Annotated in this window: 18 protein-coding genes; 1 reads left to right on the top strand and 17 read right to left on the bottom strand. The window is 40.2% G+C overall.

Going from position 1 to position 16,275, the window contains the following annotated elements; all coding sequences use genetic code 11:
• Positions 1-74: 74 nt before the first annotated feature.
• The 15 genes from dcm to TICRE_RS11830 all read right to left on the bottom strand — a co-directional run bounded on the left by dcm (position 75) and on the right by TICRE_RS11830 (position 12,855).
• Positions 75-1,811 (bottom strand): DNA (cytosine-5-)-methyltransferase, encoded by a 1,737-nt coding sequence (dcm, locus tag TICRE_RS11900; protein ID WP_075728381.1) that lies wholly within the window; start codon positions 1,809-1,811, stop codon positions 75-77.
• Complete coding sequence (locus TICRE_RS11895; protein ID WP_075728540.1) at positions 1,804-3,039, bottom strand: site-specific DNA-methyltransferase; 1,236 nt, start codon at positions 3,037-3,039, stop codon at positions 1,804-1,806. Before TICRE_RS11895 ends, dcm begins: the two co-directional genes overlap by 8 nt.
• Complete coding sequence (gene metK, locus TICRE_RS11890; protein WP_075728379.1) at positions 3,029-4,192, bottom strand: methionine adenosyltransferase; 1,164 nt, start codon at positions 4,190-4,192, stop codon at positions 3,029-3,031. The genes TICRE_RS11895 and metK overlap by 11 nt, the downstream gene beginning before the upstream one ends.
• 1 nt (position 4,193) lies before the next feature.
• A complete protein-coding gene (locus tag TICRE_RS11885) occupies positions 4,194-4,733 on the bottom strand; it encodes a P27 family phage terminase small subunit (protein ID WP_075728377.1) in 540 nt (179 codons plus the stop codon).
• Positions 4,734-4,852: 119 nt separating this feature from the next.
• Positions 4,853-5,014: an HNH endonuclease signature motif containing protein gene (locus TICRE_RS13900; RefSeq protein ID WP_456300654.1), complete on the bottom strand. Its 162-nt coding sequence runs from the start codon at positions 5,012-5,014 to the stop codon at positions 4,853-4,855.
• 316 nt (positions 5,015-5,330) lie between these two features.
• Positions 5,331-5,783 carry a DUF1492 domain-containing protein gene (locus TICRE_RS11875; protein ID WP_075728373.1) on the bottom strand — a complete coding sequence of 151 codons (453 nt, stop codon included), beginning with the start codon at positions 5,781-5,783 and terminating at the stop codon, positions 5,331-5,333.
• Positions 5,780-6,004, bottom strand: a complete 225-nt coding sequence (locus TICRE_RS11870) for a hypothetical protein (protein WP_075728371.1) — start codon at positions 6,002-6,004, stop codon at positions 5,780-5,782. The genes TICRE_RS11875 and TICRE_RS11870 overlap by 4 nt, the downstream gene beginning before the upstream one ends.
• Positions 6,001-7,353 (bottom strand): DEAD/DEAH box helicase, encoded by a 1,353-nt coding sequence (locus TICRE_RS11865; protein ID WP_075728369.1) that lies wholly within the window; start codon positions 7,351-7,353, stop codon positions 6,001-6,003. The genes TICRE_RS11870 and TICRE_RS11865 overlap by 4 nt, the downstream gene beginning before the upstream one ends.
• The gene (locus tag TICRE_RS11860; RefSeq protein WP_075728367.1) at positions 7,334-7,615 is read right to left on the bottom strand and encodes a VRR-NUC domain-containing protein; all 282 of its coding nucleotides are present in this window, start codon (positions 7,613-7,615) and stop codon (positions 7,334-7,336) included. Before TICRE_RS11860 ends, TICRE_RS11865 begins: the two co-directional genes overlap by 20 nt.
• Before the next feature lie 157 nt (positions 7,616-7,772).
• Complete coding sequence (locus tag TICRE_RS11855; protein WP_075728365.1) at positions 7,773-10,121, bottom strand: virulence-associated E family protein; 2,349 nt, start codon at positions 10,119-10,121, stop codon at positions 7,773-7,775.
• A 1-nt stretch (position 10,122) separates the two neighbouring features.
• Positions 10,123-10,731, bottom strand: coding sequence for a PDDEXK family nuclease (locus TICRE_RS11850; protein WP_198927570.1), 609 nt, complete (start codon positions 10,729-10,731; stop codon positions 10,123-10,125).
• The gene (locus TICRE_RS11845; RefSeq protein WP_075728363.1) at positions 10,728-11,162 is read right to left on the bottom strand and encodes a DUF7768 domain-containing protein; all 435 of its coding nucleotides are present in this window, start codon (positions 11,160-11,162) and stop codon (positions 10,728-10,730) included. Before TICRE_RS11845 ends, TICRE_RS11850 begins: the two co-directional genes overlap by 4 nt.
• Positions 11,143-11,370 (bottom strand): hypothetical protein, encoded by a 228-nt coding sequence (locus TICRE_RS11840; RefSeq protein ID WP_075728361.1) that lies wholly within the window; start codon positions 11,368-11,370, stop codon positions 11,143-11,145. The genes TICRE_RS11845 and TICRE_RS11840 overlap by 20 nt, the downstream gene beginning before the upstream one ends.
• Positions 11,371-11,384: 14 nt before the next feature.
• Positions 11,385-12,053, bottom strand: a complete 669-nt coding sequence (locus TICRE_RS11835; protein WP_075728359.1) for a Rha family transcriptional regulator — start codon at positions 12,051-12,053, stop codon at positions 11,385-11,387.
• 64 nt (positions 12,054-12,117) lie between these two features.
• Entirely contained in the window at positions 12,118-12,855 is a 738-nt protein-coding gene (locus TICRE_RS11830) for a hypothetical protein (RefSeq protein WP_233120208.1), read from the bottom strand.
• A gap of 251 nt (positions 12,856-13,106) precedes the next feature.
• Between TICRE_RS11830 and TICRE_RS11825 the strand changes: the two genes are divergently transcribed.
• Entirely contained in the window at positions 13,107-14,330 is a 1,224-nt protein-coding gene (locus tag TICRE_RS11825; RefSeq protein ID WP_075728356.1) for a CGNR zinc finger domain-containing protein, read from the top strand.
• A gap of 66 nt (positions 14,331-14,396) precedes the next feature.
• On the opposite strand, the gene TICRE_RS11820 is transcribed toward TICRE_RS11825, so the two are convergent.
• Both TICRE_RS11820 and TICRE_RS11815 read right to left on the bottom strand, forming a co-directional pair.
• Positions 14,397-15,704 (bottom strand): LlaJI family restriction endonuclease, encoded by a 1,308-nt coding sequence (locus TICRE_RS11820; RefSeq protein WP_075728354.1) that lies wholly within the window; start codon positions 15,702-15,704, stop codon positions 14,397-14,399.
• A gap of 14 nt (positions 15,705-15,718) precedes the next feature.
• A complete protein-coding gene (locus tag TICRE_RS11815; protein WP_143583181.1) occupies positions 15,719-16,072 on the bottom strand; it encodes a hypothetical protein in 354 nt (117 codons plus the stop codon).
• Between the last annotated feature and the right edge of the window lie 203 nt (positions 16,073-16,275).

Genomic DNA, 16,275 nt, shown 5'->3' with positions numbered 1-16,275 from the left:
TGGTATGTACATATATCACTCTAAACCACTACTATAGCAAGCTATTTTTCGCTTTTTAGGTGTAGAAATGAGACTTAAGATTTCACCTCTAATTGTGTAAACCAAACAATGCCCGATAGGACAAAACATACATTGGGCAGGGCTACTCCATTACCCCACATCTTATATTCTGCAGAATCTGAATGAGGGTTTCTAAGCCACTTCTTGATTTGCTTTAGTGTCTTAGGTTTGGTGTAAGCTCCCGTTGCTTTACGAAATGTTTCGAAGATGTCATACCAAATCCGAAGGTCATCCATCGTTGGGGTCTCTATGCCTAAATCACTACACCACCAATCTGGAAAACCTTGCAGTCTTGCACACTCAGTTGGAGTTAGTCTTCTCACCGTATAATCTATCCCGTCATTATCATTGATAAGTGGCGGATCTTTGTAGTCGGTAGCAACTAGTGTATTGGCCAGTTCCTCTTTGGCATCTGTAAAAAACGATGCCTTACTGGATGAGTAGGTAGGAGTTGCAACAGCACTGGGGCCTTGTGCCTTCAGTGTTGAATTAATTCCGTCTTCAGTAATTCCTAGGTTTCTAGCATAGTTTTGACCGCAATTAAATGACTCTCTATCAATTGCATAGACCACAGCGTGTTTATCTATGGTATTTAGAGTAAAGCTAAGCTCTTCATTCACACCAGCACCTTGAGGTCCATTCTTATCTGCCCGTCCTATCATAGAACCTTGTAAGCCATAAGATTCCACCACTGCAATACCACCTTGATTGCTGTCCGGTGCATTACCTGACGTATCAATCGTTCTTGCCGTGTCACTCTCGTAAACATTGGAACGAGCATTTACAGTTCCTTCCGAGGTAAATCGCACATCATAAGTCTTAGAATTCTCCACAACAAATGGTTGGTTGTTGCCTCCTGTTCCATAGGTCGCTGAAATCGTAGGAGCAACATCTATCGGTCCAGTAAAACGTGTATCCTTTCCGTGATTATCAAAAACTGCAGAGTCCATGATGCAAGGCGGATGATTTGATTTCGCTCTTAAAGTGCAAGTGATATCGGTTGACACGTCCATGCGTTCTCCGCCTTGGTCATTTAAGCAGATTGTGCCTGTCGCTCCAGTGCTGTCTGCAAAGTCGCTGGCAGTTCCTTGCCACGAGCGGATGCTCTTTTTAGAATACCCAGACAAGCCTTCTGACTTAAATAGTATTTCTCCGGCACCCCCACCTGCAAAATCTGCGACAAGGAAGATGCGTTTTCTTCGTTGGGGAACTCCCCAGTATTGAGCGTCAAGCACTCGCCAGGCAAGGGAGAAATGGTCTCCCACAATAGTTCCTGCCTGTTTCCACTTATCAATCTTAGGAACTGATAAGGTTTCATCCTTGATGTGGCAGATGCCTTCAAGGACACATCTGAAATCTTCTCCTTTGTTTGATGAGAAGGCTCCAGGGACGTTTTCCCAGACAATATATCTTGGTTTTTTGCCATCTGTAGCACACCTCATTTCTTTTACAATTCGGATGGCCTCATAAAAAAGACTTGAACGTTTACCATCCAAGCCATCACGCTTACCTGCTATGGATAAATCCTGACAAGGTGAGCCAAAAGTAATAATATCTACCGGTTCTATCTTACTGCCATCCATGGTTGAGATATCGCCGTAATGTTTTATAAAAGGCAGCCTTTTCGTTGTCACCCTAATAGGAAACGGTTCAATCTCCGATGCCCATACTGGGGTAATACCAGAAATTAAACCGCCTAAAGGAAAACCACCTGAACCATCAAAAAGACTGCCAAGGGTTAGATTAACCATCAGCAACCTCCAGTTCATCATAGTTGTAGCTCAGCCCATCCCTTTGGACGCTGACATCGGTAGAAGTTCCGACCTGTTCAATGTAGCGTTTGATAATGACATCGCAAAACTTCTCATCTAATTCTGCCGTGTAGCAAATGCGATCTGATTGTTCACAAGCAATTAAGGTACTACCACTGCCGCCAAAAGGATCTAGCACAATGGTGTTAGTCATCGAGGAGTTCAAAATCGGATAGGCGAGCAGAGGGATAGGTTTCATCGTAGGATGGTCTCCATTTCTCTTTGGCTTATCAAATTCCCAGATGGTGGTTTCTTTTCTGCCCGTATACCACTGATGCTTGCCTTTCTTTTTCCAGCCAAACAGCACAGGTTCGTGCTGCCATTGATAAGGAGAACGCCCCAGTACAAGGGAGTCCTTTTTCCAGATACAACAGCCAGACAAATAAAAACCGGCATCCGAGAAAGCTTTTCTAAAATTAAACCCTTCGGTGTCGGCATGAAATACATAGATGGAGGCATCGTCTGCCAGCACTTCTTCGATGTTGATAAAGGCGTCTAAAAGAAATTGATAAAAGGCATCATTTCCCATATGATCATTTTTAATCTTTCCTGCAGTGCCTTCATAATTCACATTGTAGGGAGGATCTGTTACACACAAGTTTGCCTTCTTTTTATTCATCAGCACATCATAGGTTTCTTCTTTGGTGGAGTCACCACAGATAAGCCTGTGTCTGCCAAGTGTCCATATGTCACCAAGCTTGCTGATGGCAGGCTTTTTTAGTTCTGTCTCCACATCAAAGTCATCATCGTGGATCCCCTCTTTCAGCGTGTCTTTAAATAAGTCATCCAGTTCTTTAGGGTCAAATCCAGTTAGGGAAACATCAAAATCTACACCTTGTAAATCTGAAATTAAAAGGGCCAATTTATCCTTGTCCCAATCACCGCTGATTTTATTGAGCGCGATGTTGAGTGCTTTTTCTTTTTCTTCGTCCATCTCGATAATGACACATTCAACTTCTGTGATGCCCATATCCATGAGAACCTTCAGTCTTTGATGCCCACCAACAACATGGCCGGTCACCTTATTCCAGATAACCGGCTCTACATAACCAAATTGTTCAATGGATCGTTTTAATTTATCGTATTCTGCATCTCCTGGTTTCAAATCTTTACGAGGATTGTATGTTGCAGGGATGAGGTCTTTTGTGTTCTTCTTTTCAATCAACATATTTGTTTACCGCCTCCCTTAGTTCTGTATAGCAATCTAGAAATTCCCACGTGCTTAAGCCATATCTGAAATGGCCGTAAGTAGCTGTATCTGCATAAATGACATCCGTCAGTTTTAGCTTTTCGATAATGGCTGCAGGTCTTAGATTGAATACATCTAACACAGCACGGCAAAGGATACTTTCCTCAATCGTCCCTGTTCCAAAGGTATCAATCTCAAGAGCAACAGGATCTGCTTTTCCAATTGCATAGGAAATCGCTACCTGGCATCGCTTAGCAAAGCCACATCGAACGATATTCTTTGCAATCGCCCTTGCCATATAGGCACCACTGCGGTCAACTTTTGTCGGGTCTTTTCCTGAAAACGCACCGCCACCATGAGCGGCTAATCCGCCATAGGTATCAACCATGATTTTTCTTCCCGTAAGACCGGTATCAGCTGCTGGTCCTCCTTCAACAAATCGTCCACTAGGATTAATAAGGATCTCAGTCTCATCGTCAAATGGATACTTCTCAAAAACAGGCCAAAGCACCTGAGCGATGACTTCCTTTCGCAAAACATCTAAATCTTTATCTGCACTGTGTTGAACGGAAACTACAATGCTCTTAATTCGTTTTGGTTTGTCACCTTCATATTCAACGGTAACTTGAGCCTTACCATCAGGACCAATGTCTTTGATCACACCATTCTTCATCACCTTATCTAGCTTTTCGCAAATGGCATGGGATAAGACCAAGGGGAGAGGTAGTTTCTCACTGGTTTCATTGGTGGCATAGCCATAAACGGTGCCTTGGTCACCCGCTCCTAACATGGAATACCATGACATATCACCCTCACGAGATTCCAAGGCCCTATCTACACCACCTGCGATATCTTTACTTTGTTGATGGACGTAGACAAAGACTAAAAACTTTCTAGGATTGTAGCCCACATCCGTCAGAACACGGCGAACAACACCCCTGATATCAATTCTCTTTGAGCAGGTAATCTCACCAGCAACAATGATGTGTCCTTTGGTAGCCATCACCTCGCAAGCAACACGAGAAGATTTATCTTTTCTTAAACACGCATCTAAAATGCTATCTGAAATAAGGTCACATAGTTTATCGGGATGACCTTTACAGACACTTTCACACGTTCTATATTTTTTCATTTTATTTTCCTTTCCGAGCAGATAATAACCGCTCCATCAAATCATCTTGTGGACTTCTTCCACCGAACTCCACAGAGCAGTTTTCTTTTACAATTTGGTAAATCTGATACCAACACTGGTTGACCTGTTTCATGTATTCACGACTCATCGCAACATAAGGTGATGCGATGGCAGCGGAAGTGGTTGGATGCTTGGCAAGAAAGCCATATTCTGAAATACACTCTTCACACTGAATCCAACGAGAAACACTCATGGCATACTGCTCGATTAGCTGGTTGTTTACTAACATTTCGCAGCTACGATCTTTTAACCATTTATAGGTTTCTATATAAATATCTTCTGCGCAGAGGTCTTTGCCATTTTTCTGAGTAGCCTTTAAATAGTCTTTTACAGCCGGCACATCTGCACCTTCTATTTCCGTTGGCTCTGGCAGGATCATGGCACCATTTAATCTGCCGTCAGCAATTTTGTCGGTTAGAGCCTTTGATTTTCTTCCCGCACCAATACGCTGACCGCCTCTTGCTGTACCGTCTTTCGCCATGTTTTTCACCCCACTTTCCTAAAAGTCTTTAATACCCCCTTTGATTTCTGATTTTTACACACGAAGCCCCAGGCCGTTGTCCGCCATAAAAGGTCTAGAGATTTGACCTCCCCCTTGGCTCAGTTGCGAATTTGTCGATCACCGAGTTCTAAATGAATCTTGTTGTGACAGGATTTACATAAGGACATCAAATTACTTCTATCGTGTGTACCACCTTGAGAAACAGGGAGGATGTGATGCACTTCATCGGTGGGAGCTAGTCGTCCGTCCTCTTTACACATCTCACACAGGGGATGTTCTCGTGCATAGCGGTCACGGATTCTTTTCCAGGCTCTGCCGTACTTTTTATTGACATCGCTTGACCGTTGGTACTTGTCATAGCGCCTACGCTCAATTAACCGATGGTCATCACAATACTGACCATCGGTTAAGTTTGGACAACCCGGAGTACTGCACGGTCGTTTCGGTTTTCTTGGCATCGTATCACCTCGCTTTCTGGGCATAGAAAAAGCCCTGCAGGGCATGGCCCACAAGGCTTGGTAAGTATTCTATCTTGCTGACTATAATGTAACATAAAGATGAGGTGCTTATCTCTGCTCAAAAGTGCTCATTGCTGTTTAACTTTTGAATAGTTATTGGATTTTCAGGTACAATAACATGATTTAAGGCATTACCATGCCATCTGCGAATAGTACTCTTATCAGCATTTAATTCATCACCGATTTGCTCCCAAGTAAAGTTATGAACATAACGGTAACGTAACACCATACGTTCATCGATATCCGTTACTTTATTAATCACATCTCGAATCTCTGCTTTAAGTGCTACAAGATGATCCACCTCATCATTAATCTTGATTTGAAGTTCTTCAATTCGCTCCAGGTACCTGACAAACAAAGCATCGGTATGCCGTTGTGTCTGTATTCTCTCACCCCAGCTAGGGGAGGAAACACTGGTCGATAACTCCCTTAGCCTTTCCATTTCCTCAATGTTTGATTGTATTCGTTTATCTAGCCTGTAGGCTTGATGTAAATATTCTTTTGCTTTCATTGTTCGCTCACCTCCGCTTGTAGCTTTTTGATTAGGACGTTCCCATCAACAGAGGTAAGTTCTCTATACCAATCAGAGTGGAAGAACCTCTCCACCTCGTTTTTCATATCTTGTGCCGGTCCATAAAATGGACGTTTCTTTAGTTTCATTAAGGCATCTCTATAATCTTTAACAGCCATCAAAATAATGGCATTAGCTAAATTTTGATAAGGTTCTGTCATCGCATCACCTCTAAATTCGCCTTTACCGCATCAATCAAGGCATCTTGAGTTTTCTCCTTTTTTGTGAGTGCAAGCAGCACGTCTTCATCGATGGTGTTTTTGGTGATGATGTGGTGGACAATAACTGTATCCCTTTGACCCTGCCTATAAAGTCTTGCATTGGTTTGCTGATACAGCTCTAGTGACCAGGTCAGACCAAACCAGATCAGAGTCGAGCCGCCGCTTTGAAGATTAAGACCATGACCTGCACTGGCTGGATGAATAACAGCAATGGGTATCTTGCCATCATTCCAATCCTCAATATCCTTCGACGACTGAATTTGTCTGACTGGAAATCTATCTTTAATTCGCTCAAAATCATGCTTATACCAATAAGCAACAAGGACCGGTTTCCCATTCGCTCCTTCGATTAAATCTTCCAAGGCATCTAGCTTTTTGTCATGAATCACATGAGCCTTATTCTCGCTATCGTATACTGCACCATTTGCCATCTGTAGCAGTTTTCCAGAAAGGACTGCTGCATTAACCGCATCAATCTCTTCATCACCTAAGTTAGCCACCATGTCTTTCTTGAAATCTGAGTAAACCTTCCATTCCTTATCACTTAAAGTGACAAATACTTCATTGCTGACATATTCAGGCATCTTGAGATAATCAGTAGATTTCATAGAAATGGTGATGTCTGATATTTGTTTGTAGATTTCCTCTTCCGCACCGGGTAGTGGTTTATAAGAAAATATAATCTGAGCATTTCGCTTATCTGGCTTAAAATAGGTATTTCGATAATGACTAATGTAGCGTCCAAGCCTTTGACCCAAATCAAGAATTCGAAATTCTGCCCATAAATCCATCAATCCATTACTGGAGGGAGTTCCGGTAAGGCCGACTATTCTTTTTACAGAGGGTCTTACTTTAAGTAGACTCTTAAACCGCTTTGCACCATAAGACTTAAAGGATGATAGCTCATCAATGACCACCATATCAAAATGAAAAGGAATACCACTTTTATGAACCAGCCAATCTACGTTCTCACGGTTGATGATGTATAGCGTTGATTGTTTCTTGAGGGCATCGATTCTTTCTTTTTCCGTTCCCACTGCCACTGAATAAGAGAGTCCTTTTAGATGATCCCACTTTTTGATTTCGGCAGGCCATGTATCTCTTGCTACTCTTAAAGGCGCAATGACCAAAACCTTGCAAACGAGAAAGCTATCTAAACACAAATCAAATATGGCGGATAAAGTAATCACACTTTTACCTAAACCCATTTCAAGAAATACTGCAGATATGGGATGGGATAAAATGAATTCAGTAGCATAGCTTTGGTATTCATGTGGATTGTATTTCACTAAGTATCCCTCCAATCTGTTCTATATCATCCAGGCAATAGACTAGAAAGCCTAATGCCTCTAATTGCTTCTTTCTTTTATTCTGTAAAGGACGCATCTTTTTCCCTGTTGCCTTACATTCGACAAAGGCGATACTTCCCATGGGAAGTAACACAATACGGTCAGGCATTCCATCTATTCCAGGACTTACAAATTTCGGGGCAATACCTCCCATGTCTTTAACTGCTGCTACAAGTTTTTTCTCTATATATTTTTCTTGCATAATATCCTCCCATCTGACACAAGAAACACAAAATCACAACCATTCCCCTATATTTACTAACGCGCGTATACGCTCACGGTTATTTACTATCTACTTTTAAGAAAAAGCATTTTGAATATAAGGGAAAAAGTTGTGTTGTGTCGCATTCTTGTGTTCTCTATCCACCATAATGATATAGTCGCTGCCTACCATAAATCGGCAAACGCTTAATACTACTGGTTCGTTCCCAACCGGAAATCTGAGACATAAGTGCTGCAATCTGATAACTGTCGGTAGTCTTTAATTCTGGGAGACTACGATTAAAGCATTCACACCAAATTTCCGCATTGCTTACAGATGTTCGTGCAACAGTACCTGTATGCTTGGCTCCACCAAATTCGCTACCGCTTAGGTAATTCCTACGGGCAAATAAGTCCATACTATCCCAATCATCTGGAAGTAGAGTATTTAGGTATTCTTCAACCATGCCAACACGCTCATCAGCCTCCATCGCACCTTTCTGTGCTTTTTCAGCCTCCTCTAAAACATCACCCTCGAGGTACAGTTTTTCACCCGATTTCCATATTTCTTTAGCTTCGGCCCAGAACTGCTGCCTATATGCTTCAGTAAAATTCCAGGTCTTCTTCTGCTTTTTCTGATGTACCTTAATAATCCAAAAGCGGCGGTTTCCTGTGATGTCACGTAAATATCCACGCTCTCCATTTACCGTTGCAATGACGATGCACTGTCTAGGATGACTTTCTACAACTCTTCCATAGGACGGTCTGTATTTATCATCTGAAGTTGAGAGGAACGCTTTTACTTTTTCAATATCAGCTTTCTTCATTCCAGCAAGTTCTCCGATTTCAACCGCCCAGAATCCTTGCAGTTTTTCAGCACCAGACTTATCATCCATATCCGTAAGAGATAATGTTTCAGAGTAGAATTCTGCTGTTACAAGGTCTTTAATGATGGTGCTTTTCCCAATACCCTGATCGCCATCAAGCACAGGAACACAGTCAAACTTAATTCCAGGAACATATATCCGTGCAACAGCAGCTGCAAAGGTCTTTCTGGTCACTGTGCATATATACTCGGTATCATCAGCCTGGAGATATTTGATAAAAATATCTTCTACACGTTTTACTCCATCCCACGCAGGGAGGGAATCAAGGTAATCCCTTATAGGATGGAATCTTCTATCATCAGCAACCTTAGTAAATGCAACATCGTGGTTTCTGCTTGAGAACGGAAGGTAGCGAATATCCATAATGGACTTAAGCTGGGCTGTGTCGGCATCTCTCCAAAATACGTTACCTTCTGGTCTTTCCCATGGTAGTGATCCTGTGACCTGGATACGGTTCGACAGCTCGTTATATGCAAAGTTCTTAAAATCGGGGTCATGATTAAGAATAAGGTTTAAGTTGTATACGCTATTTTCCAGTAAACTTGATCTAGGTTGATACCTCAGTCTTGACTTCCAATCATCTCCACTGTCAGTGAAATCCACTTCAGCTTCTGCAAGACGCTCATTAGCTGCAAGGAGTTTTACTTCATCAATCTGCATTGCAAACTCGCACATTTCTTTAAAGGACTTCTTATCATCCTCATCACCAAATTTATGGATACGAACGATGTCAAAGGCATTGCATAATTTTAGGTATGCCGGGTCCTTGGCATGATGGCTATACACGAACTTGCCACCATCTTTGATTTCAACACCCGCCATACTGCTTGATTCTATAAAATGGTAGCGGTCCTCATTTTCTGTTGGCTCGTAGACGTCTGATAAAAAAGCATCGATTGCTTTTGTAACAGGGAAATAAACTCTATTAAAAAGGCCCACAACACCCTCCTTTGCAAGAGGGTCCTGTACCTTCTCATGCGAAACTGTATTTGCCTTGCTCTCCCTAGATGAAGTCGGAAGTCTTGTAGGATCAGTCCATTCGGGATGGGCTATTAAAATATCATCTGGATTAAGCCAAGTTTTGTCTACTTCCTTATATACAAATTTTCCGTTGGATGGCGTACTTGGCCAGTACATCAGCTGGTTTGGTAGATAGGAGCATTCATCGAAATAATCCATGCCAAGCATCTGTGCTAAATATCTTGAAACTGCTACAAATTCCTCTGAGGTTACATCTCTTGTTAGGGGAAAAATAAGACGCACCCTTGGATTTTCTTCTGTGCTACTATGGGTTGAATAAAGAACAGAGGTATATGCAGCTTTCGATTCATAGTTTTCAAGAAATTCTTTATTAATTCTGTCACCATCTAAAGCAATCATTGATCGAAGTTCCACAGTATCGTTTTTTCTGCGACCACCTTTTAATACACCTGCAACAAAGCCACCATGGTCTTTTGCAATATCCTTTTGACCTTTACCGAACTTGGCATATTCTTCAGCTGATTCCGTGGTCCTAATTGGAGTCTTCAATCTATCTTTTAGCGCATCAAAAGTGATTTCTTTGTTGACCCACTTCTTTGCCTGTCGGCTGTTCCCATAAGCAATGGCTAATTTTCTCAACTTAATAACCTCCTTTCAAACGAGGTCTTTGTCCATGTTCAAATCTTGCCTGTCTAGCAGCACGATAGGCTTTTTCAGTTGCTCTACGGTCCATATCACAAAGATAGTTACTGTCATCTCCAAACAGCTCAAATTTGCCTTGATGATTTATCCCGGGATATCCAGCAAAGTAATCTCCATCGATAGTTTCGAAGTTATACTTATTAGGCCAATTACCGTTGTTTGCATAGGCTTCACCTTCAATGCACCAAAGGATATCGTCGATATCCCCTCCACTTGGAATATTGCCAACCACAAAGATTGCGGTCTTTGACTTTCCGTAAGCGTCAGGATCTTCTTTCCCCAACTCGTAGAAACGGTTAATCTTCTTCGCATCGTCCTCGGTCATCTGACCCTTAACTTCAATGTAAAGGTCACCGCCATCTCTACCATCTACACCATGAAGAAGAAAATCCGGAAGATACATCAAACCGTTTCCTAGGTCATAGCCTTCGGGTTCATACTCATATTGGACACCACAGCAATCGAAGAATATCGCCCAGCGTGCCTCAAGTCTTGAACGGAAGAGGTAACCTTTATATTCAGTCTGTATTGCCTTTATTTTTTTCATAGAGCCTTTACCTCCTCGAAATCTTTATTAAAATATCTGACTGGCTGTCTACGTTTCTTTGCCTTTTCTATTTCAATACTCATGCCTTTTGAGATAACATCTCCTAGCACCCAGACCTCTTGGCATTTACCCATCAGGATAATATCCATGAAAATAGCGAGGTCACGTTCTTTTTCATTGTTGTCATCCATAAACTGCGGAAACATAAGGTGGGGAGCAAGAGGGATATTTCCTTTTTCTAATGCGAAACGGCAGAACTCCCGTGTCCGCTTATTATTGTTTTCTATATCGCCACTAAAGGGGGAGCAAATATAGACAAGAGGCTTGAAGGCAGCTTTTGCTGCTGCCTTTTCCTCACGAGTGATATTTCTAAGTGCTTCATGTGGAGTCGGATCATGATATCCTTCTGAATTAAATTTGTTTATGCTCATAATGTCTACCTCCAGCTCTAACCTTCTTGCCACATTCATCACAAAATACTGCCGTACCAAATAGATCGCTCTCTCCGTCACTTAAAATTTCTGCAATGTCTACTGGCACCTCAGTGCCACACATAGGGCAATGACAAAATACATTCTCATCTGTTATTTCAATGGATACCTCCATGGTATCGTTCAATCTCTCTTTCACATAAAACATAATGATTATCCTCCTTAATTTTTGTTCTCTTCCATCTTCAGCTTGTACCATTCCAGATGACGCTTACGCTGCTGATAATCTGGAACAGCCACTAATAAACCCACATCTACTTTTTGCAGAGTTTCCAGCATGGTAATCTGCTCATCTGAAAGATACGGACGGATACTTTTACCTTTTTCAATACCGTTAGCAATTCTAAATTGCTTTGCCGACATCCCTGTAACAATGCGGTTAATCATGTCGCATTCATTACTGAAGTGATAAGGCTTGGGGTTTTCATGGAGCAACTTAATGTTGTCAGTCAGCAAAGGAAACTCCTTACGAGCGGAAACAAGGGTTTTAATGAACTGCTCCATTTCATTAAAGCGTTTGATGTATAACTCTTTGAACTTCATTGCTTTCTGCCCTGTATATCCCATAACCAACATAGTGAATCCATCACGGGTCATGGCATAAGCCTTTTGCTTTCTGTTCCAACCATCCGTGTATGAGGTCGGCTCAAAATTGAGCTGAGCAAATTCTGTGCTTAACCCAGATTTGGGGTCAGTGATTTTAGCAATGTCACGCAGAACATTTTTATGTTCCTTCTCAAAGAACTCAGCCACAAACAAACTATCTACTCTTGCCGTATCCTTGGTGTCGGCAAATACACCGTATTTGTCTTTAGGTATTAATTCTCTCATCAGAATTACCTCCTTATAATTTTTGAGAGGCCTTGACCTCTTACCTAGTAGCCTTGGGAAAAGGTCAAATCTGACGATTTGGATATTCTTTTCCTAATTTCTTTGTTGCTCGCTTTAATTTCTGGGTGATATTGTTTTCATCTGCACCGATAGAACGGGCATATTCACGAATTGAAATGCCATTAATACGGACTGCAATAAAGGCATCTGCCCATTCTGGTTTCTTGGAAAGAGTGCTGCGGATCCAGTCACAGATTTCTTCACATTCATAATCTCTACTGCGTGTCTCGTCATCAGAAGTGGTACAGAGATAATCCATAATGTTAAAGGACTCCTCGTCTGGTTCAGCCTGGATATATCCCCTCTTACCACTTAACTTCTTCATCTTTGGATTGGGGTCAATATACCTGGTTTCCCTGCGCCAGCAGTTGTATTCTTTGCTGTTCATAAGGTCGAACATTTCCTGCACGGTCTCACAACGCTTTACTTCAGCCTTCTTTTCTGGCTTTGCTTCTGCAAGACGCTGTTCATAGTCGATATCCAGCATGATGCTGTAATCTCCATCTGGAATTTCAATTGTGGTGTAGTTCTTGTGACCGTTTTTGATGTGATCTTCATATAAAACTCGTATTTTCATTTTGCATTCCTTTCCGTCCCGGTAATGGGTGGCGGAATGCAAAAGAGCCTGCGGATAAGATGACCACAAATTTCGCTTGTCCAAAAAAAGAGCACACGAAATTACGGTGGGTGCATCTTCATTCCAAACACAGTCTTTGTCACTGTGTTCTGAACTCTTATGCATCCCGCCGTCCGTATGCGCAATAGGACTTTGAGACAGATAAATTTTAAGAGGGATTCCCCCTCATCTATAATTGTAATCAGTCTCAAATAGTAAGTAAATTTCTGAATTTATCGATTACTATTAATAATAATCAGCTTTCAAAGGTTATTGTATTGATTACTAAAACTTGATATAATAAATAAACAATTATTTATTCGATTACTTGTTGATGTGATTTTATGTGTTTGTAGTATGAGGAGGAGGAAATTCTTATGTCTGAAATCGAAAATATTGCATTAGAAAATGAAAACTTTTTTAATTTAGGAAACGATTATTTTTCTCTAAAGGGCTATAGATGTTTTACAGGTGTTGATGTTGTTAATCTTTCTCCTGGTGAGATGAGACGCACTTTGAAAATTCAATCTGATGAGCAAAATGAATTACATTATGCCTTTAGTGGTTCAAACGGTCTTTGTAGAACCACACCGATGGGATCAGTTAGAAAAGAAAACTTACTAAGTGCACTAATCTCTTTACCAAACGAAGTTGACAGCATACGAAGTTTTTTTGAGGAAAACGGTTTTTTCTTTCCTGTTAGTAAAACGGAATACGAGGAAGTCGATCTATATTCTTTGACTGAAGTTGTGAATCATATAAAGGCAACAGTTCTTCTCATGAGTGAGATTGAAGAACCTAATAGAAGCTATGAGAAAATACTATACCTAACTCTTTATCTACTTCTGTCAGAGCGAGTTTCTTTCAAGTTAAATTCTATGAGCAAACCATATTCGACTTGTTATAATGGTTTCATTAAAACATTAGAAAAAGCCTCCTCAGTACCCGAGATTGACGGCACCAAAGAAGGCTTTGAAAGTGAAACGTATATAATTACTGATTCAGTATATAAACCAACATATGATTTAAATATTGAGGAGTATCAAGATATTATTTCTGGTAGTTCTTTGACAAACCGTTATCCAGGAATAAACGACCTTCGATATAAAGATATTGTTTATCTGTATCGCAATGCACCAAATGAAACACCTGCAGCTCGTATTACCATAGATTTCCTATTTCATCTTATGAGAAAGGTAGGCGTGGTTAGTAAAGTAACTTATGAAAATGGCATCGAATTTTATGATGAACCAGCTATTGAGAATTTTGACGACAATCTTAAACAGGTTCTTATAGTAGTCGCAAAGATTGTGTTAAATGAAGAAATTAATTCAAATCTTTCTGGTATTGTGCCTCGTTTTGTGGCAAGTAAAATGGAGCCTTCATGGAAAGCCACTAACTTGCTTTCGGCCTTATATTTTTCAATATTTTATATGAGACCTGGTTCTGAAATATATAGAGAATGCGCTAATCCTGCTTGCAATAATCATTTCTTGATTAAGACCTCAAATGGACGAAAAAAATATTGCAGCCCTAACTGTAGAAATGCAACTGCCCAGCGAAATCACCGGAAAAAAGTAAAGAAAATGGCTCAAAAATAAAAAATCACCGTCACTATGCAGTCCACATAGTAACGGTGATTTTTTATTTTTTCTGTATACTTATGATTAATAATCTGATCCAACTGATACACTTATTTCAGCCTCTATAGGTAAATTCCCACCATTTTCAGTTAAAGCTCTCTCTATCGAATCTGCTAAGGCTATAATTTTTTTCGAGTGGTTTCCTGTGTAATGGTGCATCAAGTAATTGATATCGACCAAGATGCCTTGGACATGTTCAAAAGTATTATCATGCCCTTTCCACTCACCTGTACTTTCACCACAATTTTCAAATATACCAGACAAATCAAAAATATTTTCTCGTGAATTGTATGGCATCAAAAATGCATTGTATACCGTTGGATTATTGCCATTTTCATCTTTGAATTTATTGTTTATACTTATATATTCACCATAAGTTATCTGCTTATGTATAGATCTACCCTCTGGCAGATGCATGGGTTCGCCAGTTAATCCATATCTATAATACTTTGCGTCTAAGACATAGATTTTGTTATTGCAAACCATGATTGTATCTGGCCTAAGAGCTTCAAATGTTCTTGTCTTACCTTTTTTTAGGTGCCAGGTTGCCTTTGGAAAATATGAGTTTTTGTTACTAACACCAAATACTCTGTCAATAAGTTTTTCCCATACATACTCGAAACTATCTGTCCCAAAATAGAATTGACGTTTGTTTGTCTCTTCATCTATATACTTAAGCATTGCAATCATTGAAGTGAAAAGACGTTTATCTTTATCATTATTTGTTTTACCTAATTTATCATTTAGTTCAATAAGAAACCGTTTAATATCAATCGGAAAATCTGGTTTAGGTGGAAGATTTGGTGTAAACAACCATCCTAATTTTTGAAAACTCTCATATACACAGTATTTGTGGATTTGTGTTATCAGATTACGATCATTCGGTGTAGAATCCCTTACTGTCTGTTTTAAATAAATAGGCGAATTGTTAGCCTGCAACAAAGGTTTCTGCTGACGAATTGTTTTAGCCCAGTCGGTGTTACCACGATCGCTAGTTTTATAGATAGGCTCCTTCTCTGTGTAATATGAGCGTTGCTCCAAATAGTAGTTTATTACTTCCATATATGCATTGACAGGAAAATCAACGGATTGAGGAGCTTCAAACTTTTTCATATGGAGTACTCTATCATTTCTGACCGTAAATTCTGAAAGTACGGATATTAGATGCAAAATATCTCTTCTTCGTTCATGTTCTGTGTCTGGCAATTGATAACCCATAGGAAAATAGACCATCGCATTTTCAGAATCAGCCTTGATGCCTACAAAGCGATCTCCTTCTTCATTCGTATTAACATGGCACTTGCTCTTCAGTAATTCAGTGCTTATTTCCATAGATTATCACCACCTTACTCAACAGTACTATCAATTAAATCCTGGGTTAGAAAAGCATCAATAATCTCTTCTTTAAAAACATCTAGACGATCATTGCCTGTTGCTTTTGCAGAACTCCTAGAATTAAAGTGATTAACTACTTCTTCTAGACTCTTATAAATTGTATTTTTGAAAATATCCTCACGTGAAAATTTAAAAGCATCATCCCATAAATATTTAAGAACTTTTTCAGCGAATCTATAATTAAGCAACCTTGCTTGAATTTGCTCTTTTTCAGATAGGTCATTATTGTCTGCTTCTTCATGATATTCTAAGTCAGTAGCTCTAACAAAATATGTTCCAAGTCTTTTGTCTTCTGACGATGTCATACGAATATTTTTTGTAACAATTTCATTATTGATAACTTCACAGAATCTTTGCCAAGTTACACTTGTGTCTAAGATGCGGAGTTTGTCAAGCAAGTTGTCGCATTTAGTATAAAAAATATATTCCGTTGTTTCCGATTTGCCATTGATATGGAGCCTCTGCCTATATGGTTTTAGTACCTGAAGGCATGACTAATAAAGGTACT

The organism is Tissierella creatinophila DSM 6911 (assembly GCF_001940565.1).
Taxonomy (GTDB): domain Bacteria; phylum Bacillota; class Clostridia; order Tissierellales; family Tissierellaceae; genus Tissierella_A; species Tissierella_A creatinophila.
Note: the sequence above shows the minus strand (reverse complement) of the source record. Positions and strands in the feature narration are given on the sequence as shown.

Coding starts and splice junctions, on each gene's coding strand:
- TICRE_RS11860 (WP_075728367.1), bottom strand. CDS start 7,615: ATGCAAGAAAAATATATAGAGAAAAAACTTGTAGCAGCAGTTAAAGAC.
- TICRE_RS13900 (WP_456300654.1), bottom strand. CDS start 5,014: ATGTGTAAAGAGGACGGACGACTAGCTCCCACCGATGAAGTGCATCAC.
- TICRE_RS11850 (WP_198927570.1), bottom strand. CDS start 10,731: ATGAAAAAAATAAAGGCAATACAGACTGAATATAAAGGTTACCTCTTC.
- TICRE_RS11825 (WP_075728356.1), top strand. CDS start 13,107: ATGTCTGAAATCGAAAATATTGCATTAGAAAATGAAAACTTTTTTAAT.
- TICRE_RS11885 (WP_075728377.1), bottom strand. CDS start 4,733: ATGGCGAAAGACGGTACAGCAAGAGGCGGTCAGCGTATTGGTGCGGGA.
- TICRE_RS11815 (WP_143583181.1), bottom strand. CDS start 16,072: ATGACATCGTCAGAAGACAAAAGACTTGGAACATATTTTGTTAGAGCT.
- TICRE_RS11845 (WP_075728363.1), bottom strand. CDS start 11,162: ATGAGCATAAACAAATTTAATTCAGAAGGATATCATGATCCGACTCCA.
- TICRE_RS11820 (WP_075728354.1), bottom strand. CDS start 15,704: ATGGAAATAAGCACTGAATTACTGAAGAGCAAGTGCCATGTTAATACG.
- TICRE_RS11830 (WP_233120208.1), bottom strand. CDS start 12,855: ATGCATAAGAGTTCAGAACACAGTGACAAAGACTGTGTTTGGAATGAA.
- TICRE_RS11870 (WP_075728371.1), bottom strand. CDS start 6,004: ATGACAGAACCTTATCAAAATTTAGCTAATGCCATTATTTTGATGGCT.
- metK (WP_075728379.1), bottom strand. CDS start 4,192: ATGAAAAAATATAGAACGTGTGAAAGTGTCTGTAAAGGTCATCCCGAT.
- TICRE_RS11875 (WP_075728373.1), bottom strand. CDS start 5,783: ATGAAAGCAAAAGAATATTTACATCAAGCCTACAGGCTAGATAAACGA.
- TICRE_RS11835 (WP_075728359.1), bottom strand. CDS start 12,053: ATGAGAGAATTAATACCTAAAGACAAATACGGTGTATTTGCCGACACC.
- TICRE_RS11840 (WP_075728361.1), bottom strand. CDS start 11,370: ATGTTTTATGTGAAAGAGAGATTGAACGATACCATGGAGGTATCCATT.
- TICRE_RS11895 (WP_075728540.1), bottom strand. CDS start 3,039: ATGTTGATTGAAAAGAAGAACACAAAAGACCTCATCCCTGCAACATAC.
- dcm (WP_075728381.1), bottom strand. CDS start 1,811: ATGGTTAATCTAACCCTTGGCAGTCTTTTTGATGGTTCAGGTGGTTTT.